The organism is Peribacillus sp. NPDC097295 (assembly GCF_044761665.1).
In the GTDB taxonomy this organism is placed as follows: Bacteria; Bacillota; Bacilli; order Bacillales; family DSM-1321; genus Peribacillus.
The window spans coordinates 90902-117219 of record NZ_JBIWCW010000003.1 but is presented as its reverse complement, the minus strand read 5'-3'; the positions used below and the strand labels follow the sequence as shown (position 1 = coordinate 117219).

Annotated in this window: 21 protein-coding genes and 5 pseudogenes; 4 read left to right on the top strand and 22 right to left on the bottom strand. The window is 38.7% G+C overall.

What is annotated here, in order from left to right; genetic code table 11:
- Positions 1 to 5 precede the first annotated feature (5 nt).
- The 3 genes and pseudogenes from ACIQXN_RS06835 to ACIQXN_RS06825 form a co-directional block, all read right to left on the bottom strand.
- Positions 6 to 1118, bottom strand: a complete 1113-nt coding sequence (locus ACIQXN_RS06835; RefSeq protein WP_402963689.1) for a GerAB/ArcD/ProY family transporter — start codon at positions 1116 to 1118, stop codon at positions 6 to 8.
- 4 nt (positions 1119 to 1122) lie between these two features.
- On the bottom strand, positions 1123 to 2610 hold the full coding sequence (locus tag ACIQXN_RS06830; RefSeq protein WP_402963686.1) for a spore germination protein: 1488 nt from the start codon (positions 2608 to 2610) through the stop codon (positions 1123 to 1125).
- A gap of 514 nt (positions 2611 to 3124) precedes the next feature.
- A pseudogene (locus tag ACIQXN_RS06825) lies at positions 3125 to 3262 on the bottom strand (6-phospho-3-hexuloisomerase); the annotation flags it as partial.
- Positions 3263 to 3574: 312 nt separating this feature from the next.
- Here ACIQXN_RS06825 and ACIQXN_RS06820 point away from each other — a divergent pair.
- Positions 3575 to 4393, top strand: coding sequence for a purine-nucleoside phosphorylase (locus tag ACIQXN_RS06820; RefSeq protein ID WP_402963683.1), 819 nt, complete (start codon positions 3575 to 3577; stop codon positions 4391 to 4393).
- Between the two features lie 174 nt (positions 4394 to 4567).
- On the opposite strand, the gene chrS is transcribed toward ACIQXN_RS06820, so the two are convergent.
- From chrS to ACIQXN_RS06775, 9 genes are all read right to left on the bottom strand, one after another.
- Positions 4568 to 5044 (bottom strand): chromate efflux transcriptional regulator ChrS, encoded by a 477-nt coding sequence (gene chrS, locus ACIQXN_RS06815; protein WP_402963680.1) that lies wholly within the window; start codon positions 5042 to 5044, stop codon positions 4568 to 4570.
- A gap of 107 nt (positions 5045 to 5151) precedes the next feature.
- Positions 5152 to 6450 carry an arsenic transporter gene (locus ACIQXN_RS06810; RefSeq protein WP_402963677.1) on the bottom strand — a complete coding sequence of 433 codons (1299 nt, stop codon included), beginning with the start codon at positions 6448 to 6450 and terminating at the stop codon, positions 5152 to 5154.
- 112 nt (positions 6451 to 6562) lie between these two features.
- The gene (locus ACIQXN_RS06805) at positions 6563 to 7297 is read right to left on the bottom strand and encodes a hypothetical protein (RefSeq protein ID WP_402963674.1); all 735 of its coding nucleotides are present in this window, start codon (positions 7295 to 7297) and stop codon (positions 6563 to 6565) included.
- Positions 7290 to 8015, bottom strand: coding sequence for a hypothetical protein (locus tag ACIQXN_RS06800; RefSeq protein ID WP_402963671.1), 726 nt, complete (start codon positions 8013 to 8015; stop codon positions 7290 to 7292). The genes ACIQXN_RS06805 and ACIQXN_RS06800 overlap by 8 nt, the downstream gene beginning before the upstream one ends.
- A 174-nt stretch (positions 8016 to 8189) precedes the next feature.
- Positions 8190 to 8312 (bottom strand): hypothetical protein, encoded by a 123-nt coding sequence (locus ACIQXN_RS06795; RefSeq protein WP_402963668.1) that lies wholly within the window; start codon positions 8310 to 8312, stop codon positions 8190 to 8192.
- Positions 8313 to 8451: 139 nt separating this feature from the next.
- Positions 8452 to 9447 carry a methyl-accepting chemotaxis protein gene (locus ACIQXN_RS06790; RefSeq protein WP_402963665.1) on the bottom strand — a complete coding sequence of 332 codons (996 nt, stop codon included), beginning with the start codon at positions 9445 to 9447 and terminating at the stop codon, positions 8452 to 8454.
- Positions 9444 to 10595 (bottom strand): FIST signal transduction protein, encoded by a 1152-nt coding sequence (locus ACIQXN_RS06785; RefSeq protein ID WP_402963662.1) that lies wholly within the window; start codon positions 10593 to 10595, stop codon positions 9444 to 9446. The genes ACIQXN_RS06790 and ACIQXN_RS06785 overlap by 4 nt, the downstream gene beginning before the upstream one ends.
- 397 nt (positions 10596 to 10992) lie before the next feature.
- On the bottom strand, positions 10993 to 11595 hold the full coding sequence (locus tag ACIQXN_RS06780) for a YdhK family protein (RefSeq protein ID WP_402963659.1): 603 nt from the start codon (positions 11593 to 11595) through the stop codon (positions 10993 to 10995).
- A 446-nt stretch (positions 11596 to 12041) separates the two neighbouring features.
- A complete protein-coding gene (locus ACIQXN_RS06775; protein ID WP_402963656.1) occupies positions 12042 to 12227 on the bottom strand; it encodes a hypothetical protein in 186 nt (61 codons plus the stop codon).
- A 289-nt stretch (positions 12228 to 12516) separates the two neighbouring features.
- Here ACIQXN_RS06775 and ACIQXN_RS06770 point away from each other — a divergent pair.
- Positions 12517 to 13005 (top strand): annotated as a pseudogene (locus tag ACIQXN_RS06770) (DinB family protein).
- A gap of 188 nt (positions 13006 to 13193) precedes the next feature.
- On the opposite strand, the pseudogene ACIQXN_RS06765 reads toward ACIQXN_RS06770, so the two are convergent.
- Positions 13194 to 13830, bottom strand: a pseudogene (locus ACIQXN_RS06765) (SpoVR family protein); the annotation flags it as partial.
- A gap of 150 nt (positions 13831 to 13980) precedes the next feature.
- Entirely contained in the window at positions 13981 to 14481 is a 501-nt protein-coding gene (locus ACIQXN_RS06760; protein WP_402963653.1) for a hypothetical protein, read from the bottom strand.
- Between the two features lie 177 nt (positions 14482 to 14658).
- Here ACIQXN_RS06760 and ACIQXN_RS06755 point away from each other — a divergent pair.
- Together ACIQXN_RS06755 and ACIQXN_RS06750 are read left to right on the top strand one after the other, a co-directional pair.
- Positions 14659 to 15807 (top strand): annotated as a pseudogene (locus tag ACIQXN_RS06755) (IS3 family transposase).
- Positions 15808 to 16541: 734 nt separating this feature from the next.
- On the top strand, positions 16542 to 17750 hold the full coding sequence (locus tag ACIQXN_RS06750; RefSeq protein ID WP_402963650.1) for an aminopeptidase: 1209 nt from the start codon (positions 16542 to 16544) through the stop codon (positions 17748 to 17750).
- Between the two features lie 247 nt (positions 17751 to 17997).
- Here ACIQXN_RS06750 and ACIQXN_RS06745 read toward each other — a convergent pair.
- From ACIQXN_RS06745 to ACIQXN_RS06710, 8 genes and pseudogenes are all read right to left on the bottom strand, one after another.
- Positions 17998 to 18165, bottom strand: a pseudogene (locus ACIQXN_RS06745) (stage V sporulation protein R); the annotation flags it as partial.
- Between the two features lie 305 nt (positions 18166 to 18470).
- On the bottom strand, positions 18471 to 19886 hold the full coding sequence (locus ACIQXN_RS06740) for a SpoVR family protein (protein ID WP_402963647.1): 1416 nt from the start codon (positions 19884 to 19886) through the stop codon (positions 18471 to 18473).
- 154 nt (positions 19887 to 20040) lie between these two features.
- Positions 20041 to 21117 carry a YkvI family membrane protein gene (locus tag ACIQXN_RS06735; RefSeq protein WP_402963644.1) on the bottom strand — a complete coding sequence of 359 codons (1077 nt, stop codon included), beginning with the start codon at positions 21115 to 21117 and terminating at the stop codon, positions 20041 to 20043.
- Positions 21118 to 21250: 133 nt separating this feature from the next.
- Positions 21251 to 22360: an o-succinylbenzoate synthase gene (menC, locus tag ACIQXN_RS06730; RefSeq protein WP_402963641.1), complete on the bottom strand. Its 1110-nt coding sequence runs from the start codon at positions 22358 to 22360 to the stop codon at positions 21251 to 21253.
- A 13-nt stretch (positions 22361 to 22373) separates the two neighbouring features.
- A complete protein-coding gene (locus ACIQXN_RS06725) occupies positions 22374 to 23168 on the bottom strand; it encodes a GNAT family N-acetyltransferase (RefSeq protein ID WP_402963638.1) in 795 nt (264 codons plus the stop codon).
- Complete coding sequence (locus ACIQXN_RS06720) at positions 23161 to 24312, bottom strand: M20 peptidase aminoacylase family protein (protein ID WP_402963635.1); 1152 nt, start codon at positions 24310 to 24312, stop codon at positions 23161 to 23163. Before ACIQXN_RS06720 ends, ACIQXN_RS06725 begins: the two co-directional genes overlap by 8 nt.
- A gap of 14 nt (positions 24313 to 24326) precedes the next feature.
- Positions 24327 to 25169: a MurR/RpiR family transcriptional regulator gene (locus ACIQXN_RS06715; protein ID WP_402963632.1), complete on the bottom strand. Its 843-nt coding sequence runs from the start codon at positions 25167 to 25169 to the stop codon at positions 24327 to 24329.
- A gap of 184 nt (positions 25170 to 25353) precedes the next feature.
- Entirely contained in the window at positions 25354 to 26235 is an 882-nt protein-coding gene (locus ACIQXN_RS06710) for a radical SAM/SPASM domain-containing protein (protein WP_402963629.1), read from the bottom strand.
- Positions 26236 to 26318 lie beyond the last annotated feature (83 nt).

Here is a 26318-nt window from a genome sequence, read left to right as displayed (position 1 = left end):
ATATTCTACATGCGTTCCTTTCTTTTACTTGATATGAAAAGCAATGAAGGGACCAATAAGTATGTAAATGACCCACACCATATTTGAATATTAAGTAAAAGGCTTTGGTGATCTTCCTGCCAGATCCATTTGTTTGTGGCAATGAGGCCTACAATTAGTACCAAACAAGTAAATTGGAGCCCCTTTCTGGTAGGTTGGTTTTGTGATTTTTTTCTTATGATTCGATAGGCACCATAGATACATAACAAAAAGATTGATACAGCAAACACTAAGTTAAAAACCTCTAAAGAAATCATGATGATATCGATTCTCTCAAATACAGGTGTCTGTAAGTACTTAGCCATTGTTACCACAGGAAATTTGCTTTTGCTTAAATATTCGGATCCAAAAAAGAATAAGGAGCCCATAAATAAAAGCACATATTCCAGTATAGAAAGTGTATTGGCATAAGTGAAATATCGAACCAAATTTTCTTTGGATTTAAGCCAGGGAACTAAACAGACGATATACTCAGGTCCCGAAAAAGACGACCATATAAACAACAATCCCCTCCAAGAATCCTTAGACCATTCAGTTGGTACTAGTGGATATAGATCATGTAGTGAAGCAATCTTGGGAAAGAAAAAAGGATAAAATAAGACAATCATCCATATCGTACATAGGAAGGTGATTACTACAAAACGAATCGAGTTACTCATTCCTAGTGATGCTACATAACAGCAGATCACCATTATAAATACAACCAACCAATTTGCATTCATCGATGGAAACACAAGTTGATGGATGATTTCCACGTAACCTAATGTAAGGACGACTACTTTCAATAACATTAGAATGACACCGAAAAATGTAAATACACGTACTAACCAATTCCCAAAAATCTGCACAAACCCTTGATAACCTTTTGAAGCATGATCTGAAGATACCCATTTTGACAACACCATTAAATTGAGTTGAGAAAGCATTCCTACCAAGATAATTCCCCAAATCATATATGGGTGGGTTAGTATTGTTGGCATAATAAATAAAAAGTAAAGCATTTGGAGTCGGTTCACTAAAAAAAAGACATAAATGCCACTGAAGGATGATGTTTTATCATATAAAGAAAATGAATTCACGAATTCACCTCCTTTTACCATAACGCCATTTTTGTAATGGATGTAAATGCTCAGGTCTAGTTTTCATCTTCGTTAACGGTCCGCGTATGAAAAGATCCATCCAATCCTTCCAGTAGAAAGGGGCTACCGGTGCTAAATAAGGTTGTCTAAGTGACGTAAGTCCGTTTAAGTGGGCAAGAATTACTATCATACCCAGCACGATCCCAATTATCCCGAGAAATGAAGAAAGTACAAGAAAAACAAACTGAATCAATGTATTAGCTTTTGTCACTAAATAGTTGGGGACCAAAAAAGAAGCGATAGTTGAAATACCAACCAGCACAATCAATACCTTACTGGCAAAACCTGCTTCTACTGAAGCTTGGCCAATGACTATTCCGGCAATTACACCTAGTGTTTGACTGGATTTTGATGGCATTCGCAGGCTGGCTTCTTTGATAATTTCCAAAATGATAAGCATGAGCAGCGCTTCCCAGAAGGGAGTGAATGGCAATTTACTCCTTGATTCCACTAGTACAAAAAGAATTTGCAAAGGAATCATATGATAGTGATGAGTAGTTAACGCTACATAAAGGGGAATTAGTGCAATAGATAAGAAAAAACTGATATATCGTATAGTGCGTAAAAAGCTCGCGACTGGCCAGCGGTTAATATAGTCCTCAGGTGATTGAAAAAGATGGAAAAATGTAATAGGGCCAACTAATACAAACGGTGTATTGTCCACCAAGATAATCAGTTTACCGAGACCTAAAGAATAGGCACAAACATCCGGACGGTCCGTTTGTTGAAATTGTGGAAATATACTATTTTGATGATCTTCCATAAAAGCCGCAATTTGAGACGAATCAAAAAATAAATCAAAATTAATCTTGGAGATTTTTTCCTTGGCAACAGAAACGAATTCAGGATTGATTACCCCCTCCATATACATAAGGACAACAGTTGTATCGCTTAAGGATCCAACTTTAAACTTCTCTGCTTTTAATTCGGCTAATGGCAGTCTCCTACGAATTAAGGTCATATTAACTTCTATTTGCTCACTAAAGCTGTCTTTCGCTCCGTATAATATCGTTTCAGTGTCAGACGTTTCGATAGAACGGCCTATGTTATTCCTGAGTGGTGCAGTCAACCAATGGTTTCCAATCACGTCATAAATAATAATGGAACCTTTTAATAATTGTTTTTGTGCTTCTTCTAAGGTAAAAATTTCAGAGACTTTAGTAGTGGACATACAATCAAGGATTTTGTCATGAGTACAAAGAATCACAGGTTCTATTATGGATTCATTCATTCTTTCCTCATCAATCAATGTTCTTATGTATACGAATGTGACATTTTGATCTTTTGCATTTTGTCTTTCAATGATTTCTGCATCATCCAAATTTGTTAAAACCTGCTTTAATAGGTCCATGGAAATTTCTTGTTGACCTGTCGTTTTTAGAGATATTTCCATAAATGCACCGTTTTGCCTTTTATTCTTTTTCCAAAACATATAAATCCCTCACTATAGTCATTTATTAGTCACGCGGCGATTATAAAAAAGGGAAAGTATAATATATTTAAAAGCTACACCTATTATCTTTCATCAAACACGAAACTATTCAGTAGAACTAATTTTTGATTCAGGATCAACACTAGTGGTTATTTACTTATATCCAAAAAATGTAGGAACGCAAGAAGTTTTCACTTACACTTTTAGTGAGCAATATGATTTGATGAAAAAAGGAACTTTATCGAGTTGTCAAGTTTGTAGGCGATCTGGAGGTATATCACATCTTCATAGTGTATGAAGCATTTTGACAGGGAACTTTTTATGAAATCAAGGTTAACGCTTGGACATCGTTGTCCAGCATCCATTTCCTACAGCTGTATAGTGTCCGATTTAAAATTTCGCATAAAGCATATAAATTACAACCTACGCCAACCCTTTTGCAAAAAAAGATCGTAGAAAATTCAGAGGAATTCCTTGCGGTCTTTTTATATCTCACTTTTTAGTTAGCATTTCTTTACTCGAGATTTCCATGTCGGCCAAACATTTTATTGGTATCCAGTCCTTTTTTATCCATTAACCTCTAAATGACTCCATCATAAAAAAGTAAGAGAGTTTGCTCAAATAGAGAGCCCATTGGTTGGATTGTTTGATAATCAAGAAAGGACATCCAGGCTTTTCATTATCCATTGATATTAGATAAACCTTCATTTTTAGTATTCCGCCCGAGCTTTCTATAAATTGTACTTCTATGAATTGTTTTTTAGCAGCCGCTTCTGTTTAAAAAGGATTTAATAACTAAATTAGGCATCCATTTTACACATACAAAGTTTAATAAAAATAATCATTTTAAAATTCCCCGATATCGGATTTTTTTTATTTACATTGGCGATGAAAGCCAGTAAACTTTGGATACCCACCATTAATTATTTTTTCAGAATAATCATTTCCCAAGGAGGAATTGTAAATGCAAAGAACACAAGAAATCTTAGAAGCTAGGGATTTCATTATGAGTAAAACAGACAATCAGCCAAAGATCGGTATGATTTTAGGTTCAGGACTAGGAACTCTTGCGGATGAAATTGAGAACCCCTTCATAATCCCCTATAGCGAAATTCCTCACTTTGCAAAATCCGAAGCAATCGGCCATGCAAATGAATTGGTAATCGGGCAGTTAAAAGGTAAAACCGTAGTGGCCATGAAGGGACGCTTTCATTATTACGAAGGTTTTTCATTAGATGAAGTGACTTTTCCTGTGCGTGTCATGAAGTCATTAGGGGTGGAGCAATTAATCATTACCAATGCTTGTGGCGCTGTTAATACAGATTTTAACCCTGGGGATTTAATGCTCATTACTGACCATATCAATTTGGTCAGTACAAACCCTCTCATTGGACCGAATGATAGTGAATTGGGTACACGCTTCCCAGACCTTTCGCAAACATATCATCCTGAGTTGCGTAACATTGCATCCAAAGTGGCCAAGGAACAGAACATTTCCTTGCAACAGGGTGTCTATGCTTGGTGGAGCGGCCCCGCATATGAAACACCGGCGGAAATTCGGATGATCCGTACTTTAGGGGCAGATGCTGTAGGAATGTCAACCGTTCCGGAAGCCATTGTAGCCGTGCATGGCAATATGAAAGTTCTAGGGATTTCCTGCTTAACGAATATGGCATGCGGAATTTTGGATCAGCCATTAAGTCACGATGAAGTTATAGAAGTGGCAGGTAAAGTGAGAACTCAATTCGTTGGATTGGTTAAAGGCATTGTGGAGGAAATGTAAGAGTAGTAGTTTCTCATCCTTATACATTGGCAAACTGTTAGACACGGGTTCCCTTTACATATAAGGCAGTGCATGAAGCATGATAATCCGGCCTCCTGCCAAATACAAAAAAAAGATTGTAGAGATAAATGAACCAACTCTACAATCTTTTTTATCAAACCATATTTCTTCGTCTTAAAGCTTCATTCCCATCCGGCTCTTATACCGTTTAATGAGAAGCTGGCAATCGACACTGACAACCCCGGGCACTGGATAAAGCTTTTCATTAAGGAAGCGTTCCATCTCCTGATTATCCGTGAAGATTCCGTGCATATGCAGCTTGCTAGGTCCTGTCATATGATACAAACTCGTTACGGCAGGCTCTTCCTCCAGTTGTTGTGCCACCGATTCCAAATATTTAGGCTCCACCTCGACATTAAAAAATGCAGAAACATGAATACCTATCTTAGCCGGATTGATGACGGCCGTAAATCGTTCGATCACCCCTTTTTCCACTAGATGATTGATTCTCGCTTGAACCGCCACTCTCGAAAGCTCCACTTGCTTTGCTAAATCCGTATAAGAAATCCGCGCATCTTCATGTAGTATCGAAATGATTTTTTTGTCGATTTCATCCACCTTGGTACTCGGAATATTAAAATCCTCTGCCATCTATGTAACTCCTTTTTGAATCATTTATTCTATTATCTCAAAGGAATCACTCCTTCACCAATTATTTTTACGACAAAAGAAAAACTGCCAGAAAACTGGCAGTTTCGTTAATGAAGGATCAATAGCCAAATATATAGACCAAACAGAGTGATGAATAGTGTCGGAACAGTCAGGATGATTCCCACTTTAAAATAATATCCCCAGGTGATCCGGACTCCCTTGAGCTTTAAGACATGGAGCCATAAAAGTGTGGCCAAAGATCCAATCGGTGTGATTTTCGGCCCTAAATCGGAACCAATGACATTGGCATAAATCAGAGCTTCCTTGATAGGAGCCGTTGTTTGTACTTCCGCAATGGCCAGGGCATTAATCATGACCGTCGGCAAATTATTCATGAACGAAGAAAGGATTGCGGCGATGAATCCCATGATAATTGTCGCCGAAAACAAGCCCTGATTGGCCGTTGCCTTAATGACATCAGCTAATAGACTGGTCAATCCTACATTCCTCAGTCCGTATACGACCACATACATCCCAATAGAGAAGAAGACGATATTCCACGGAGCACCGTTTAGGATCGTACGGATTTTCACGGCTGGACTTCTTCTTGCCAGGATTAAAAGAACGATGGCAATTGCACCAGCCACAAACGAAACGGGTACACCGATAAACTCACTTGAAAAATAGCCAACAAGCAGAACAGCAAGGACCAACCAGGAAATCTTGAACATCCGCGGATCTTTTACCGCTTCGGCCGGCCGTTTCAAATGATCGGAGTCATACGTTGCTGGTATATCTTTTTTGAAAAACAAATAGAGCACGAGAATGCTAGCTCCTAAACTGAATAAAGTCGGAACAATCATCCGGCTGGCATATTCACCAAAACTGATCCCGAAGAAGTCAGCAGATACAATGTTCACCAGATTGCTGATGACAAATGGCAAGGAAGTCGTATCGGCGATGAATCCACTTGCCATAATGAATGGCAGCACCATCTTATCATCGAACTTCAATGCCCGTACCATTGCTAGCACAATCGGGGTCAAAATCAATGCGGCCCCGTCATTTGCAAACAGCGCTGCAACGATGGCTCCAAGAATCATCACTAAAATGAAGAGACGAAAGCCTTTTCCATCCGCATAACGGGCCATGTGGAGTGCTGCCCATTCAAAGAAACCTATTTCATCTAATATTAACGAAATGATAATCAACGCCACGAACGTCAACGTCGCATTCCAGACAATCTGCGTCACATCACTTACGTCCTGGAACGAAACGACACCGAACAAAAGAGCGATGATCGCCCCTCCGCAGGCACTCCAGCCAATCCCCAGCCCCTTTGGCTGCCAGATGACCAACACTAACGTAATCATAAAAATAAATAGAGCTAAAACCGTCGAACTCATGATGCCAGCACCTCTAAGCCACTCCTTCTATAAAACTTTCTTCCCTTAACTATATAAGAATACTAGTTTTTACACAACGCACAAAGGCCGCCAATTTCTTGGCAGCCCCCTGTCAATATGAACCTTCCAATTCACTTTCTTCTAAATACAATAGGAAAGGTACATCCACATAATCATTCCCTGTTGAATACCCGATTCCATCGGAAGGCACTGTCGGAAAGACTTGCTTACCATCCTTGTTATAAAATATATTTCCTATTTTTAATGTTTGTCTGTACTCAAGGAACTCATTAAAACGGGTTTGCCCCGGTAGTTCTGCATACGTATCCATAAGGGTCCTCCAGCTATCCGGGTACGTTTCGACTCCGTATGGTTTATTTTTGATGGGGATACTGTGCATCATTTCTAGGCCGGGTTCATAGGTCGCCTCATCCCCTGATACACTGAAATTCCTATCTTTTTTCATAAACGTCTTGATTTCAGACACTTCATCCTTTGGGTCTAGATTCCACATGATGAATGAATCTCCTTCTCCATTCCAAGCCTTTGGCTCGCCCCCATTATCCACGGAAGCCGCCCTCCATTTATTGTCCTTCCAAACCCAGAAACTCATCCCGTATTCTTTGCTTTCATTGATGAAAGGAACAAAAACATGAGTATCATCTAAATAAAGAACGTCCTGTATGACCTTAGGTTCTGCTTCAGGAAAAAAAGAATTGATCCGATTAATCACTTGCTGATCCGTAAGAAATGCTTCGGGTTCTCTTGGGGATTGAATGATCGAAAGGACTCCCACAATAAGGACAATCACTATCACTAAGATGATTGTTTTCGTTTTTTTAGTCATTCTTACCAGCACCTCCAGACAACACGGATTCTTCCGACCGGAAGTAAACCTGGCGTCCTTTATTCGTGGTAATGAGGAAACCTTTTCCATCTTTTTCTACATAAATGACCGTTTTAAGCCCACTACCCATTTTAGGAACCGTTCCTGTCAGAAAATAAGGGAAACGTTCCTCATATCCATTTTTTTCATTAATTTTGTAATACCAAGACTCACTTTTGATTTGCTTTTGTTTCATCTTGTCCACCTGTCTTTGCAACACTTCATTATTCAATGTGACCTTCTTCGCAGTTGGGTGTGTGTTGATCAAGGAAGCCTTTTCAACATCCTGCATATATGTCGAGGGTTCATCATTTGGGAACATGAAATGATCAAGTGGTGAATGTAAGAAGGAAAAAGCCAAAAAGATACAGTTCACCCAAAATCCTAACCAAGCATAGCGACGGTACCGCGGCCAACGCTCTGTATTTCCCTTTCTTCTCAACAACCAATATAAAAGCGCTACTCCCAATGGTAGGATGGGCACCTTGATCACTTCAGCTGATAGATTAAAAGTTATGCTGAAAGAAAAAATTCCGATGAGCATAACCAGCAATCCTTTCCAGACCTTTGGCGGGTTTTGTTGTCTTTTATAGACAATAAAAAAAAGGATGCCGATAAGTACATAACTGAACAGTAATAGAATGAATGAGGGCATATGTATATACAAGTTTTGCATCATTATTTTATCTCAACCTCCCACTTAGTAGAAAATCAACCAGTAAATGTAATCTCTACCCTACCATAACATATCCTCTTTCTCTTGTACTCATAACCGCAGCCTCCCCCACCTTACTTAGTAATAAAGATGGGGTCTTACCTCTTATTGAAAACCGCGGTTATAGATATCCACAGCTTAATCCTTCGATTGAACAGTATTCATTATATTTTTATATTCCTGATCATTGATGATTCCCAGCTTCTTGAACATGGCGGAATATCCTATGATTTTCTTTTGGGTACGATTTGTCCAATTCATATGAATCCTCTCCTTTATACAATATATGCCATTATGACAAAATGTTTCCTCAATGCAAAATATTTCATTTTAGCTAAAATAAAAAACTGCCTAATTAATCGGCAGTTTTCTTTGTTTCATTTTTCATTTTGTGCACGACCTACAGTTTACCCTGCTTCAAAGCCTGTACTAAATCTTTCATTTGAGTGATATAGGCAAACGCTTCTGTAGAAAAAATGAATTTTTCCTGTGACAAGGCGTATAGGGCCTTGATTTTATCATTATTTTCGATAAAGCCATTCAGTACATCATCCAGTCCTTCTGAAAAACCAATCATTTCATGAAGGGTAACACCTGTCGCTTTTTTGATTTCATCCATTTTCTCGGCTAATTTCGTCTCATTGTTTGAGATTTCTTCAAAGTACTTTTTCGTATTTTCAGTGGTCAGGATAACACCTTCGATTTCATTCGTCTTCTCTGAAACACTGGCAGAAAAGGTATCCACGTTTTTCACGATACTACTTACTTTCAGGTTGATTTCCGTCAGGGAGGCTTTACTTTTATCTGCCAATTTCCTGACTTCCTGTGCCACCAAAGCAAACCCCCGACCATGTTCCCCAGCTCTCGCTGCTTCAATCGAGGCATTTAATGCGAGAAGATTCGTTTGATCTGCAATCGATTCAATCACCTCGACAAAGTTCGAAATCTCTTTGATTTCTTCTTGTAAACGAATGATTGTTTCCTCAAATTGTTGAAAAATGACATTTACATTCGTCATTTGGTCGACTAAACTATCGATGTTTTCGCTTCCAGCCAAGACCATTTCCATGCTTTCTTTTGTTTGAACAGATACTTCATCCGTAATCGTCTCGATGTTTTCCGTACTGCCTACAACATGACGAATGTTAGAAACCGTCTCTTCCAGTGCCTGATTTTGATCTTCGATACTAGATTTCAAATCATTAACAAAATGATTTAACTGGCTGTCTTGTTTAGAATTATTGCTGCTCGTTTCCCGTAATAATCCGACCAAGTCTTCCAAACCTTTTACAACTTGATCGAAGTCTTGTTTATCCATCATGGTCGCAAGCTCAACAACCTCATTTTTCGTTACTTTCTCGACGTTGCCCTTCCGCAGCAAATCTAGAATACTCATTTTTCATCTCCCCGTTTACGTTTCCCGAATCCCAGTAATATAAGGGTCTGGTTTAATTGAGTGTTGTTCATTTGCTCCCCGTAGCTACAAAATCCACCCAAGTTAGGAATTTTCTCTAATTCTTTATTCAATGTGGGGACAATACCTTGGTTTTTAAACTGCATTTTACGCAAGATGCAATTGATGCCCAGCACACCATCCAATTGAGAAAATTCCTCTTTAAATTCAGCCACTGTACTTTTCAGCGTTTCCACTGGGTTTTTCGGTTCCAATATCTCCACTACCGAGTCCTGGAATATTTGACAATAAAACTGAATGGAACCGTCTGACTGTGCTTGGAAAGGTGAGGCAATATAGATTTCCTCATTGACCGCCCTACCCAAAGGATTGGACATGAAGTGGTTTGACAGCTGATTCTCAGGAATGCCCAATAAACGGGCATATTCACTCGTCGCTTTTTTTCCATTCATTTCATAAACGGTACGACTTTCCGTATCGGATTTAGTAATCTTCAATTCCTTGCCTGTCGTCTGAAAGATATTCTCCTTACGTATCACAAACTCATCATCGGTTTTAATGAAGGCAACCAGCCCAGCCGTATTCGAAACTTCCCCGTTATAAGAAACCAATGTCTCTTGGAACTTTTCATCATCTCCGGCCGTTCCACCAAACAGCGGAAACCCTTCTTGTTTGAATACCGAATTCACAACGGATAGCATTTTTTCCTCCGCCCCCAATAACCCATTGGGAAAGACAAGGCCGACGCCTTCTTTCTCGATATTCCTACTGTTTCGATCAATCCCCACTTCTTTTAAACCTTGGATTAAATGATCACGATAAAAAATTGGATATTTGATGATATCCTTGATCATCACACCTTTTGCCGAGAAATTATTTCCGTTAAAACTCATGGCTGAAACCCCATGTTCCGAAATCCCTTTCGGACCTATTTCACCAACTGTGGTTAATCCCAGTATCTCCGATTGAGGAAACGATTCATGAAAAAGTGCGGTTAATTCCTCAAAATTCTGAATTGTACTTGCAAAAAAGAGAAGTAACTTCGGTTCATTATGTACACCGCTCTTGATTTCCCGAAAGGCTTCCAAAGCACTACTTTTACTACTGGAAGCAGATTTGATTTGTACCATTTACATTTGTCCCCCTAAAAACCATGCTGTTTCAAGTGATAAATAAGTATTGCTGTATACTCGTATCGCCTTTTATAGATGACGTAAAGAAAATCTCTAAAAAGGAATTCCACTAGTTATATCGACAAAATCCCCTAAACTATTATAAAAAAAAGGAAATAATTCGGTAAAATCCGAGGGCATTCTGCTCCATTCATAAAATGTCTTCCCCTTCAAAATACACGGTACATGAGATCCTTACAGGAAGCAGCTATTCTTGATCATTAATGAGAAAAAGTAAAAAACATGCTCCGCTATAGCAGAACATGCTTTTACATGAAAATGAATCGGACAAAAGATTTTTAACGTCAAAAAGACCTTATCCAGTGAGATAAGATCTTTCGACAGCTACTCATCCTTATTTAGATGATAGTTCACTTTCTGTTACCCATTGATGATTTTTCACTTCAATCCCACCATCTGTAGGTTTGTAATCAACCATATAAACGGTAGTGGTATCGGCTTCCTCAATGATACCTTTTGCACCTTCCATACCTTCCATATGATCGGTATCAAGAGTCACTTCAGTACCTGGTTCTAACGGGACTTCACCAGCATCTTTGATTTCTTCATGAATCACCCATTTATGATCTTCAACTTTTTTATCTTCCGTTGTAGGTGTATAGGTAACGGAATAAGCTGTCGTATCATATGCTCCGACAATTGTTGCTTCGGCTCCATCCATGCCTTCCATATGATCAGATTTAATCGTTACTTTACTTCCCTTTTCATACTTTGGATTCTCCGCAGCTTTCAAACCATCAGGAACCTCTGCTTCATTGGAAGAATCTTTAGCATGATCCATATGATTCGTTTCCTCTTTAGTCGTATCCGCATCTGAGCTTTGTTCCGTCTTCGTTGATTGATCAGTGTTTTTCTCTTCATTGTCATCATTACATGCTGATAATGCGAATGCTGATGCCAAAGAAACCAATCCAATTGCTAATTTTTTGCTTTTCATAGTTGCTGTCACTCCTAAAAGATATTTAATAAAAGTGAAACAGAATGCTATTTCTGAAAACTATGTATGGATTCTGTCCACCCTTATTAGTATGTGTATGTAGCTTGCCTCTCCTTAAGTCTTTACCCGAATTGATTTTAAGTAAACTATAAGCTAGTGATTACCGATATAATATACTATATCCATATACTTACAACTTAATCCAGTGAACCTCCCGGCAATATCTTTTCTTCATAAACTTTACCGCTTGAAACCATTTCCTCCGTTGGGGTGTCATACTGTTTTTGGATAACAAACACCTTCTTTGCGGATTTTCGTAGACTTCTTATTAGGGTATTATAAAGATCGGCGCTGCCTTTAAGGTTGCTCCGATCTTTAGCTAACGACGAATCCGTTGCATATATATATTTTTGCTGTCCTAGGCTTTACAGACCTACTGAGCTTTTTCACGTAAATGTCAGGTATTTTTGGGAAACAGCATTATAATATCCAACATCAATAATAGGTATTTCCCCTTTATCAGGGCATTGAATATGTGTCATCTGAAGTGAGTCATTGATGATTACCAAGTCCATTGCGTCCAATTCCTTTTTGCAGCACGAACATTTCATAGACAGTAGATTCTTTTTCATTATAGAAGCCCCCTTTATATAAATAGTGTTCTTGATGTCTAGTTGCAAATCCTACCTGTTCACATAACCGTCAAAATTTTCAAACCAATTGAACTCTATTAATTTCCCAAGGTGTTGGTGCCTTTCATATAAAAAGGATAGTATTCACCCATTTTATGGTAATGTCTAGCGAGGGAACTTCTTGAACAAACAGCCCTGTTTAATATCCTATGTTTGTTGGAACCGTAATTATATAAGGTTCTTTAGTATATTTTTAATGTATTTATTTTCTTATTGCGGAGGGGTTTTATTGCAAACACTTTTTAAATATAACTGGATGGTGAGAGAAGACTGGTATCGATCGTTGGTGTGAAGAGTTAAGTGAAGGAGAACTTTTGGAAAACCGAACAGGTGGAATGGGAAGTATATTACATACACTTTTCCATATTGTTGATGTCGAATGGAGTTGGATACGTCTCCTACAGGGGAAAACTGATTTTCAGGAGAGTTTCAATAATTATAAAAGTTTCAATAAGGTTCGAAGATTGGACTCAGAATTTCATTCAGAAGTGGAGAACTTTGTGAACAGTTGGAATCCTCGTATGGAAAATCAATTATTTTACGATACCCTGCCAGATGGAAGAATCGTAACGGATACTTGGGGCGAAGTTATGAGGCATACCATTGTTCATGAAATCACCAAGTAGGACAATTATCAATTTGGGCAAGAGGATTGAGAAGAAAGCCAGTTTCTGCAAACCTTATCGGACGGGGTCTTTCCTCTCATTCTAAAAACTGATTCAAATAGCTATGAATTGATTCAGTTTCTTTTCATTAATGGATGCGATGCTCTAAGTTGCATCGCCTTTTTTGTTTGCCGACAAAACTGTTTTGTGTAGCAAAAAGTGTTTGTGAATCTATTCTGTCGGCCACTTCTCCAAATGCCCACATCAAAAAGACTGCCAATCTCCCGGTAGCCTCCATTCACTATAAGTATTTCCGGTGTATCCCTTTTCTGTCGTAGGAAAACCCAACCTCTTTTCCCTCCATGACTGATTCCATATGGACTGGTCTCCCCCAAAGCTGGTGGACGTATGGCATGACTTTTTCTAGCTAGGTATTTCAAATCGAGTTCTATATCCTCATACCAATGTTTCAAATATAGTTCCCCGTTCCGCATATAGTCTCCGTCGTTGACCGTGATATACGGGAATCCACCGTTGACTCGCATGCTGACGAGCTGATCCCGCACCTGTTCCCATGCTTTATCGACGATTTTGTAGTCCTTGCCCTGCTTTTAAAATAAGTACATATCTTCCCGCATGACAAGGTCTTTGGTCAGGTAGTTGCGAAGGAAAGAAATATCCGATTCAATTTCCCTGACTTCGAACATCTTTTCCCGGCCCGATCCCGGCTTGTTGCCGAGTTTAAGCATTTCCTCGGTTGGGTTATCATAGCGTTCTTCGATATCTTCAAACACCTTCAGCCCCAGGTAATAAGGGTTGATGCTCGTGCGTGATGGCTGCACGACGCCAGCATTCAGTTTCGCAAATTCAATGGATTCACCTGAGGTTAAGTCCAGTTCACGCATAATCCGCTGATGCCAGAATGATGCCCAGCCATGTTTCCAATAAAGCGATTCAATCCAAACAAATTAAAATAAAAAGACTATGTTAAAGGTAAAAGTTGATTTAAAATGCTCATAAGTCTCCAAGCTCATTATATTTTGATGTTTGTTTTCTATTAAAGCACCCGTTAATTCTAAAAGCTCTTATTAAAGTCCACCATCTAACCCGTCAATTTCTACTCCCCTACTAAAATCCCGAGTAATTTTTAATTGATTATCTTTAGTGGAGATAGTTAGCTCTCCTTCTTTATCATAAACTTCAGATGATTTCTCATCATAAAGCTTAAATTTTAAAGTGTATTTATAAACAATTGTACTATCATCATTTTTAATTTTTTCTTCAAGGTTAAGATCTTGTACCTCAATACTTTTATTAATTTCCTTGGCTACCATTGATGGTATGGAGTAATAACGGTTAGCTATTTGAGTATCATATTCATCTTTTGATAAATATTCTTTAACATTGTTTGCAATTTCATCTGAAGTCGGAGGATTAGAGGGGTTTTTAACGTTATATCGTTCCATACTGTAATCTCTAACGAATTTTTCTATATTGGCCTCTTTCGCCACATCTTTGTTACAAGCAACTACACCAATAAACAATACAAACAAAAACAATAAACTAAGAATTTTCTTTATGATGGTCACCTCATTTCTTCGAATATACCTACACTCTATATATTCTACTTAAAATGTAAATTACCCTTGTTGAATTAATCTGCGCCAATAGTTGCATAAAGAAAAAGGCTGTATTGGAGTTAGTATAGTTTCATGGACACATTTTAGTTAAATCCTTACAATGATTTTTGAGAGAATGTGTTCGGATTGGAACGTAAGCATACAGGCAAAAAATATAATAATGAGTTTAAGAAGACAATTGTAGATCTTTATCACTCGGGTAACTCAGTAAGAGAATTAAGTGGCGAATATGGCGTATCTGACGTAACGATTTATAAGTTGGTTAAAGAATTTACCCCTATTGGTTTAGGGGAAGAGACCATGACTCCGAAGGAATTAGCTGCGATACAGAAGGAAAACCTTCGGTTAAAGCAGGAAGTTGAAATCCTAAAAAAGGCTATGGCCATATTCGCCAAAAAGTAACCGAGACAGATCTCACCGAATTTATCGTGGAACACAAGAACCAATATCCCGTAAAGAAAATGTGTGAAGTATTAGAAATCTCAAGAAGTAGCCATTATCAGTCTCTTCAACTTGTCGTATCAAATCGAACAGGAAAACAAAGAACTAACGAAAGAAATTCATCACATTCACCTAGACAGCGAGCGTCGCTATGGTGCTCCCAAGATCCATGAAATCTTATTAACCAAAGGATTTAGCCTAAGTCTCAAGCGTGTCCAGCGCTTAATGAGTAAGATGGGGATTCGTTCAATCACTAAGAAAAAATACCGTCCTTATCCATCTAAAGAAAAGGTTATACAGTTAGAGAATTGGCTCAAACGTGATTTTACGACCAATACTATTAATGAGAAATGGGCAGCGGATATTACGTATATTCATACATTAAACGACGGATGGTGTTATTTAGCTTCTGTATTGGATCTTCATTCTAAGAAAATAGTAGGCTATTCCTTTTCACGTTCTATGACGACTGAACTAGTTATAAAAGCTTTCAATCATGCACACACATCACAAAAGCCCGCAGAGGGCTTAGTTCTTCATACAGATCTTGGCTCACAATATACCAGTGATGAGTTTACTCAACATATCCAAAATCATCATATTAAGCAGTCCTTTAGCCAGAAAGGGTGCCCATATGGTAATGCCTGCATTGCATCCTTTCATGCCATATTAAAAAAAGAAGAAGTAAACCATGCACAATATCAAGACTATCAAACAGCAAAATTAGCGATGTTCCAATTTATTGAGGGTTGGTATAACAGAAAAAGGATTCATAGTAGTTTGGGGTACCAAACCCTGCAAGCCATTGAAGATCAAATTAGAAATACAGCTTAAGATTTAACTTTTTTGTGTCCAAAATATTGACTCAAATCCAGTATCAAAAAGGAAACGGAGGTTAAAATCTATATGGTGAAAAAAACAGTAGGTATTTTTTTCTCAGTATTTTTTTATTAGTAGGGTGTACAAACACTTTACCTAGTGAGTCATCAAATAACATAGAACACTCAGGTGATAATAAAACATCTGTAAGAAATTCTGAACAATCTGAACAAGATGATTCTTTAAGTGGTAATGAAAAAATTAAATTGGACAGTTTTGGGTTTTCCACATTTATTCCATTAAAATACAATGATAAAGGTGAATATAAACTTCCTGATTTAGAATTAGATAATGCTGAAGTTCTTATATTTGAATCTCTATATTTAAAAAATCAAAGAAAGTAACTATTGAGTTTCAATTACAATCTAATGATTCGTTTAATCATATGACTATTGGAATAATTAAAAATTATTCTCCAGATTCTTCTAATAAGAATTATGAAATAGATAACATTTACTCAGATTCTATTGATGATAAATTAAAAGTTACTTATACATCTCCAGAAGACTCAAGCTATTCTATTTGTATTTTAGGAACAATGGCAAGTCATGTGGTAGTGAAGAACGGAAAAATAATCACATCAAATAGTTAATAAAAACAAACATCAAAATACATTGAGCTAGAGGTTCATTTCCCAGCTCATTTTTGTTTCCTATATAACAATCAATATCTCATAAAAGGAGTACTTTATGTCTTTAAATAATTATGCAAAAGTAATTGTGAATATTGGAGTGACAGTTGAGAAGGGAGATTTAATTAAAATCGTTTTTTCTCCTGAACATTTGTCTTTAGTACGCGAAATTTCAAAAGAAGCATATAAGAGTGGGGCGCAATATGTATCACTTGATGTACGGGATTCGGAAATCGAAAAGGATCGAGTGCGTTTTCTTCCTGACGAATTTTTAGACGTCTTCCCTAAATCAATCATTGAAAATAAATTAAATGATGCGAAGTCTGGGTATTCGACAATCACAATCGTTGCACCGAGGTTTTCAGATATGGATTCTGATTGGGAGGAAAGAACATCCATAGTAACTAAAGCAAAATCAATCGCTATGAGTCCAATACGAACATATGGGATGGATAATCATAATAAATGGGTAGTTGTTAACGCACCAACAAAGGAATGGGCACTGCAAGTGTTTCCAGATCTTCCTGAAAATAAAGCTATTGAACTTTTATGGACATATATTTTTGAAGCATCAAAATCAAATGAACCAAACCCTGTATCAACTTGGAAACAACATGATAGTACCTTGAAAAGTATAGCGAAAAAGTTGAACAATTATAAGTTTTCTGGTTTGCGATTTATTAGTAAAAAAACAGATTTAACTGTTTCTTTAGTCAAAAATCATGTTTGGTTAGGGGGATCTGAAACGACTAAAGATGGAAGAGAATTCATGTCTAATATCCCCGTTGAAGAAGTTTGGACCATCCCAAATAAGAATCAAGTGAATGGATATGTAAGCATCACAAAGCCCCTTATATTAGCAGGACAAACTATTGAAAGATTAAAGCTGTTCTTTAAAAATGGAAAAGTAGTTAGAATTGAACCCCAACATCAAGTCGTTCTCGATTTCCTTCAAACAGATAATGGTGCCCGTATGCTGGGAGAAGTTGCCCTGGTATCAGTCGATTCAGGCATTGCCAAAATGGGAATCACTTTCAAAAGTACACTATTTGATGAAAATGCAGCTTGTCATATCGCACTAGGTCAAGCTTACATTAATAATATTTTGGATGGCTCCATGAGAACGGAAGAGGAACTAAATGAGCTCGGTATGAATCGATCTGCGGTTCATGAAGATATTATGATCGGCGATAGCACGATGAATGTGTATGGATTATTAGATCAGAAAGAGATACTAATAATGGAAAGTGGAGTCTGGAAAATCTAATTTTCAGGAAACTATTTTTCTTAAGCTTGTAAAAGATATAATCAAAGGATTTAAATAACTAATACACATATGTGTTTAAACTGACTGTGATTGAATGTAATTTTTCTTTGACTAACTAATGGGTGCATTTTTAGATCAACCTTATCCTTTAACATAGCCTTTAGAAGAGCGAGCAATGTAATTCAATTCGAATTACATTGCTCGCTCTTTTTTATGAGAGAATATATTTATTACGACCAAAGTTTCTTTATAAATACTTGCGATGCACCCCTTTTCCATCATACGAGAAGAGAACTTCTTTGGCCTCAACCACCGTCTCTAGGTGCACCAATCTCCCCTAAAGTTGATAAATATAAGGCAATACTTTCTCCAGATATTTCATATCTAATTCAATATCTTCATAACCATGCTTTAATTACAACTCGCCGTTTCGCACGAAAAATAAGATAAAATGGTAGATAAGGATCACCTTTACAAATTAGTCCTTTTCACCTTACTCTTTCCATTCATACATCGGCCTTTCTCCCTGATTGTTTATATTTAACTTGTGTTTTGTAGAAAAACGTTGATGTTCTTTCTTTAGACAACTTCGTGAGTTTGAGATGTAAAGAGATTGGCCTTTTAAATTGATAAAAAGATTGAACGTTTTTCAAAAATATCAGGCCACTTCTCCAAATGCCTACAGAAAAAAACTGCCGATTTCCCGGCAGTATCGTTTCTTCATATATATTTCCTGTGTATCCCTTTTCCGTCGTAGGAAAACACAACCTCTTTTCCCTCCATGACCGATTCCATATGCACTGGGCGCCCCCACAGCTGGTGGACATAAGGCATGACTTTTTCTAGGTATTTCAAATCGAGTTCTATATCCTCATACCAATGTTTCAAATATAGTTCTCCATTCCGCATATAGTCGCCGTCATTGACCGTGATATAGGGGAATCCACCGTTGACCCTCATGCTGACGAGCTGATCCCGCACCTGTTCCCACGCCTTATCGACGATTTTATAGTCCTTACCCTGCTTTTGAAATAAGTACATATCTTCCCGCATGACAAGGTCTTTGGTCAGGTAGTTACGAAGGAAAGATATATCCGATTCAATTTCCCTGACTTCGAACATCTTTTCCCGGCCCGACCCCGGCTCGATGCCGAGTTTAAGCATTTCTTCGGTTGGGTTGTCATACCGCTCTTCGATATCTTCAAACACCTTCAATCCCAGGTAATAAGGGTTGATGCTCGTGCGTGATGGCTGCACGACTCCGGCATTCAGTTTCGCAAATTCAATGGATTCACCTGAAGTCAAATCCAGTTCACGCATAATCCGCTGATGCCAGAACGATGCCCAGCCTTCGTTCATGATTTTCGTTTCGAGCTGTGGCCAGAAGTAGAGCATTTCTTCACGGATCATGGTCATGATGTCACGTTGCCAATCCGTTAAATCCCTGCTGTATTGCTCAATGAATAGCATGATATCTTTTTCAGGACGTGGCGGGAATTTCTTCCTTCTTTTAGCAGTCGGCTTCTTCTTCACATCTTTGTTCTCAAGACTCCATAAATCATCATACTCTGTTGCGGCCGGCTTCACTTCCTCCTCTTCTTCCTCATCCTCCATCGTCCAAGCGAGCTTCGGCCTCATCAGTGACGGATCGATATGTTCTTCAATCGCCAAAAGGGCGTCCAGGAATGTTTCCACTTCCCGCTTTCCGTGCAAGACTTCATATTCCCGGATTCGCTCTGCCGTGGCCGACATGCTTTCTACCATGTCTCTCTTCGTGTTCCGGAAACGGACATTATTCTTGAAAAAGTCGCAGTGAGCTAGAACATGCGCCACGATCAATTTATTTTGCACAAGTGAATTCGAGTCCAGTAAGAACGCGTAACACGGGTCAGAGTTAATGACCAATTCATAGATTTTGCTTAAACCGAAATCATATTGCAGTTTCATTTTATGAAATTGCTTCCCGAAGCTCCAGTGTGAAAAACGGGTCGGCATACCATACGCACCAAACGTATAAATGATTTCCGATGGACAAATTTCATAACGCATCGGGTAAAAATCCAATCCGAATCCAGTGGCTATTTCCGTAATTTCACTGATGGCATATTCCAGAGCCTTCTGCTCCGATCCATTCATCCGATATCCCCCCATGTCTTCTGTCTTTAGTCTAATGTATGAAAAAAAGGCGGAAAAATGCTTTGTTCCGCCTTAAAGGTCATTCGCACACAGAAAAAAACACCCTCAAGAGTGAAAGTGTTAAGAAATATAGAAATTTGAACTCTTGCTGCTATTACTTTGCTATTTCCGCATGCAATGCCTGTTTTTTCGTTTTTGAGCGTACCCATGAAACGATAAGCGCTGCAATGATGACAAAACCTAAATACCCTGTTAACGGATAAACGGTTCCAACCAATTTAATGAAACCAACAAAGCTGGCCAGAAATGCGAGAATTCCTACGACAATAACCGAAATTTTAAAGTTCCTTGTTTCAGACGGTACCAGCCTAGCCGTAAATGCATAAAGCATCCCAACTGACGTGTTATAAATCATGCCTAAAAGGACTAAGGATAAAATATTCCCCAACCAAGGCGAGATTTCATTTGCCAAGTAAAGAGTAGGCATGCTTACTCCTTCAATGCCTTTTAAGTCGGACATCATTCCCATATTAATCAAGAATAATAGGATTCCTAAACCGATTCCACCTAAAATCCCACCAACTCCCGCTTCTTTCTTACTTTTCATCGTGCCACCCATTACGGCTAACATCGCGATTCCAGCCGTAATATTATAGGAAACATACAGCAATGAGCCCATCATCCAATTTCCTGCTGCAGCCGTTTCTTTACTAGATGAAGTCATGATTTCTCTAAAATGAAGATCGGATGTAAAGAATGCATAACCAGCAACAATGATCATGATGATAAATAAAAATGGCGTGACGGCACTGATGATCGACATGATTTTATCAACCTTAAGCAGGAGAGTCCCAATGGTGAGAACCGTCATGATTGCGGCGCCAACGATACTTGGAATGCCAAATTGCTCTTCAAAAATGGAACCTGAACCAGCAATCATGATCACGGTAACACCAAACAGGAAAAAGGTAATGATTACATCGACAACTCTACCTAAATACCGGCCGCATAAGTGATCGATGATGCTTTTATGCGAACGTGTTTGAAGAGTGCATCCCAATTCTGTCACTTGCATCCCGAGGAATGCAAATAATACAGTCGCGACGATAATTCCCGCTACACTGTAAATTCCAAAGCTCGTGAAGAATTGCAACACTTCTTGACCTGAAGCAAATCCTGCCCCAATAATAATCCCAATATATGCACCAGCTAAATTAATACTGTTTTTCATAGGAAGTCCACCTTAATTTTATGATTATTCCGACAATTTAATTCACATGGAGATTGACCCATTTTTAGTGTAATGAACACCCGAGCTTCAGTTTTCGAACACTGAAGCTTGAGTGCCATTCCTTCTTGCTTGCTTATTTTGTGTAGCGTTTACTATATGACGTGAATTCGTCGACAATGGAAGTGTCCACTTCATAACCAATACCAGCCGTCTTCGGAACATGGATGACGCCATCTTCTACTGTCACTTCAGGTTTGATGATGTCTTTATGCCAATAGTTCGCAGAAGCGGCTGTATCACCAGGCATTGTAAAATTATCAAGTGTGGTCAATGCGATATTATGAGCACGCCCCACACCTGATTCCAACATGCCCCCACACCATACAGGCACATTTCTCTCTTTACATAAATCATGGATTTTTTTTGCTTCCGATAAACCGCCCACTCTGCCAATTTTGATATTGATGATTTTGCAGCTACCCAAGTCCAGTGCTTTTCTGGCATCTTCTACGGAATGAATGCTTTCATCCAGACAAATCGGTGTCGTGATACTTGCTTGTAATGTCGCATGATCGACAATATCATCCGATGACAATGGCTGTTCAATCATCATTAAGTCGAATTGGTCGAGTTGTTTCAGTAACTCGATATCCTTCAAGCGATAAGCCGAGTTCGCATCCGCCATGATCGGTACATCCGGATAGCGATTGCGTACTTCCCTGATCACATCGACATCCCAGTCTGGCTGAATTTTAATCTTGATCCGTTTATAACCATCTTTCAGTCCCTTTTCGATTTTGTCCAGCAGGTCGGGAACTGTTTTTTGGATACCGATACTAATGCCAACATCAATCTTTTCCAGTTCCCCACCTAGAGCTGTACTCAACGGGATATTCTTGTCTTTAGCATAAAGATCCCATATAGCTCCCTCGATAGCCGATTTGGCCATATTATTTTTTCGGATGTGGGCAAATAGTTCAGCCACTTCACCTGGATGTTCTATTTCTTTATCCAACACAAGCGGAATCAGGAAATCCTCCAGCATCGTCCAGTTCGTTTTAATGGTTTCCTCGTTATACCAAGGAGCGGCAAACGCCACGGATTCGGCCCATCCCGATAATCCCGCTTCATTTTTCACTTCCACCAAGATAAATTCTTTATCTACAAACGTACCGAAGCTCGTTGTGAATGGCGCAATTAAATCCATATTCAAATGACGTAAACGCACTTCTTTTATTTTCATGTATATTCCCCACTCAATTCTGTTTTTTTAAGATGTAATGTTGGATATTATCCTCTTTGTTCCGTTCAATCCCGACTACTACATAACCCTTGGCAAAAAGGGCCTGGAATATCTCACGTGTTTTGGAACGCCAATCCATTGCCAACGAAAGACTTTCTTTTTTGATTTTTTGTATCTCTGTTGGTATAGGGATGGCTATCACCTCTTCATATGTATCCAGCCAATAGTCTTTGATGAAAGGAAAACCTTGTTCATCCTTTTCAATCGTTACGAGATGCGTCACCTGACGATGTAACTCCTGATCCTTTTGATTATCTTGATTGATATACCATTCCACCATAAAACGATCAGTAGAGAGCCCTTCATTAAGAGAGCCTTCAAGCTTGCCGTAGCAATCTTCCATATAGGTGCGGCAAATCGCCTTAAGTTTTCCGATATTTAAATGGGCATTCACGCTTTCCAACGGATCGTATGTCCAAGAAATTAAATCGTAGCCTTTTTTACGTGCTTCCTCTCTCTGGGCCAGCTTCAACAACTTTCCGTATCCCTTCTTCTGATAATCCGGGTGGATAGCCAACAAATGCGAGCAAAGAAAGACCTTTCCATCCTTAAATCCAGGGAAGCTGTATTGAAAGCCCACTAACTGATCGTTGATATAACCGCCTAAAACAATCCCTCCGTTCTTGACTGCTGTCAGCGTCTGATGGGTGGGAATACTATCCATGCCCCATACAAGCGTTTCTAGTTGCTGCACCTCTTGTAATTCTTTTAATGTTGATAACGATTTGATAAATAATTCATTACTCATGGTGGTCCCCTTCTCCATGTTTATCAAAAGTAAGAAGGATGGCTTTCGTTAAAATTTCGATTCCAGAAAGCAATGCTTCTTTATTGAAGGTCATAAGCGGATGATGCAGGCCTGGTGTTAAGCCACAACCCAATCCGAGCATCGTTGCTTTTATATTGGGTTTCTTCAAGGTATAAAAATGAAAGTCCTCTCCTCCCGTCGTAATGACAGGGGGAACCATGTTTTCTATGCCCAATGTATCTGAAATGGCCTCGGCCATGATCGCTTGGGCTTGTTCGTTGACATGTGCAGCCGCTACATATCCGTTTGACTCCAGATTGATTTCAACACCATGGGTATGGGCCAATGCTTCTGCAATCTTTTTCACTCTCGATGTTAAGTCCTTCATGATTTCATTTTTCTGAGCGCGTAAGTCCAGTGAAAAAGTAGCTTTGCCTGGAATGATGTTCGAGCTTTCTCCACCTGCAGAAAATTGCGTCATTTTTACGGAATAAGGGACGGAGGGATTAAGGTGGATATTGTTTAGCATTGTGACGAATGAAGCTCCTATTTCAATCGCGTTTTGACCTTGATGAGGCCTTGCACCATGTGCATCCGTTCCGATAATTTGTCCTTTTATGAACTGTGCTGCACCATGAACGATGGCAGGTGATGCCTGACCATCACTCACTTCTTCAGCTGGCCTTAGGTGTACGCCATATAGATAATCCATATCATCGACAACTTTTTCTTCGATCATCTTTAAGGCACCCGTTCCTTTTTCTTCAGCGGGCTGAAAAATGAATTTCAATTTCCCATTTGGTTGAAAATTCATTTCCTTCAAAACCAGGAAAACGCCTATTGCCAAAGTCATATGCCCATCGTGACCACAGGAATGATTGGCCTGGAAGGTATCATGCACTTCTTGCCACAGTGCATCAATATCCGAACGTAGCCCAACCGTAAAACTACCTTCCCCCATCTCCCCAATTACGCCAGTACAATCGGCAAAGGTTGTCACCGTGCATTGATTCTCTATTAAAATGTCAGTAATGAAAGAAGTTGTATTCACTTCATACCAGCTCGTTTCAGGATTTGCATGCAAATGGTCAAATATCTCGATGATGCGTGGTCTTAATTTAACAAGTGATTGTGTAATATCCATTTCCATCTCCCCCTTCAAAAGAAAAAATCATCCTGATTATATGCGTCATATTTGGTATTTCTTTCTTTAATTTTCTTTTCATTCTTAATCGAGACACCCGCTACTAAACTGTTTAATAAAGAAAATAATACAGGTGCCGTATCGATGGTCGACGTCCTAGGCGTTGAAACCGGTAATAATACATCCGCATATTCAGCAATTGGTGCCAAATCGGAATCCGTAATGCCAATTACAAATGCCCCGGCCTGTTTTGCCATTTCTGTAATTTTCACCGTTTCTTTCACATAGCGCTGAAAGGATATCGCTATAAATACGGAATTTTCTGTCATTTTATTCAGTTGTAAAAAAATATCGTCTGTATCCGGTCTATATAATTGAACATCATCCTTCACTAGCCTAAGTGTGAACGTTAACCAATGTGCCGCTGAAAAGGATAAACGGTGTCCTGATATTAAAACACTATCGGCTACAACAATTTTATCCACCGCTTTTGTAAAATTATCATTCGACAGATTATTTATGGTCTTTTTTATGCTCATGATATCTTGTTCCATCACTTGTGCCATGAAGTTGGGCTGATTTGCGACTTCCAGTTTAGAAGAATGATATTCATTCAAGCTACTACTCTCGAATATGAGCTGATTTCGAATCAGTTTTTGAAGTTCAGCAAATCCGCTCAACCCCAATGAGTAAGAAAAGCGTATGATCGTCGTCTCACTCACGCCTATCTCCTTACCTAATGTTTGAGCTGAGCTGACCGCAAAGATATGCGAATGGCTCAATAAGTATTTTGCCACTTTTTTTTGCCCTGACGATAATGACGGGAATATCTCCTTAGCTTTTAGCTGAACATCCATAAAACCCTTCCCTTCATTGGCAAAAAATGAATTATATACTTTTTTTCATTAATTATGAAGTATTGCCTTCACTGATAATAGAGAACATTCTAACACGTACATTTTCAAAAAACAATAATATTCTGAATAATCAATAAAATAAAATCCCACGAAGTATATCTCCGTGGGATTAACTCACTACCATTTATTTTTTGTGGCGTTTTGCATAGCCACATCGTTTACAAAGCTCTTCAACCGCACATCTTCTCGAAAAACCGTCATACATGTTCTTCGCCCGTTCACCATCAAGAATTTCTTCTAAGGATGACTCGAAAATATTCCCAAGTGGGATCTTTCCTTCACTATCCAGGCAACAAGGCACTACCGTACCATCCACTAAAATGCCTAGCTGGTCTCTCAATGCATAGCAGAATATATTTTCATCAATGATATCGCGGTCGAGTTCCGGCCACTCGAATTTTTCCGCCATATTGATATAAACCCGGTCCTTCAGTTTGATATTATTCTTTTCCTGAAGGGCTTCACTTAAACGAATATCCAATGACAACTTCTCTTCCAACATCGAGAGAATGTCATCGTTCAATCCATTACTCGCTTTAAGTTCATCCGAGTCCATATTCCATAGTCGGATTGCACAGATCACTTCGCTGGTTGCGTTTGCCTCGTTAATAAAATCGGTTATATTGCTGACATACGTTTCTAGGCTATTATTGGTATCATTCGCTTCAAAACTATGAAGGGAGATATTCACCTGACGAAGGGCTTTTTTGGCCAGAAGCTTATCCTTCACCTTTTGAATCAACGTGCCATTTGTCGTAATATTCACTTTCAGGTCATTTTCGGCGCTAATATCCAGGAACGTACCCAAATCTTTATTTAAAAATGGTTCACCCATCAGATGGAAGTATATATGGTCGGTATGTGGTTTTATCTTCTCGATTACGTGGGTAAAACCTTCAGGATCCATAAATTTCAATGTTCTCTGCAAACTAGAACTCGGACAAAAATTACACTTCAGATTACATATGTTCGTTATTTCAACGTACACTTTTTTAAACTTTCTCATTATCGAATTCCCCTAAAATCTTGCTGTATTTAACCTGTTATTAACTATACTTGTTCCTTCCTCATAAATGCAATGAAAAGTTC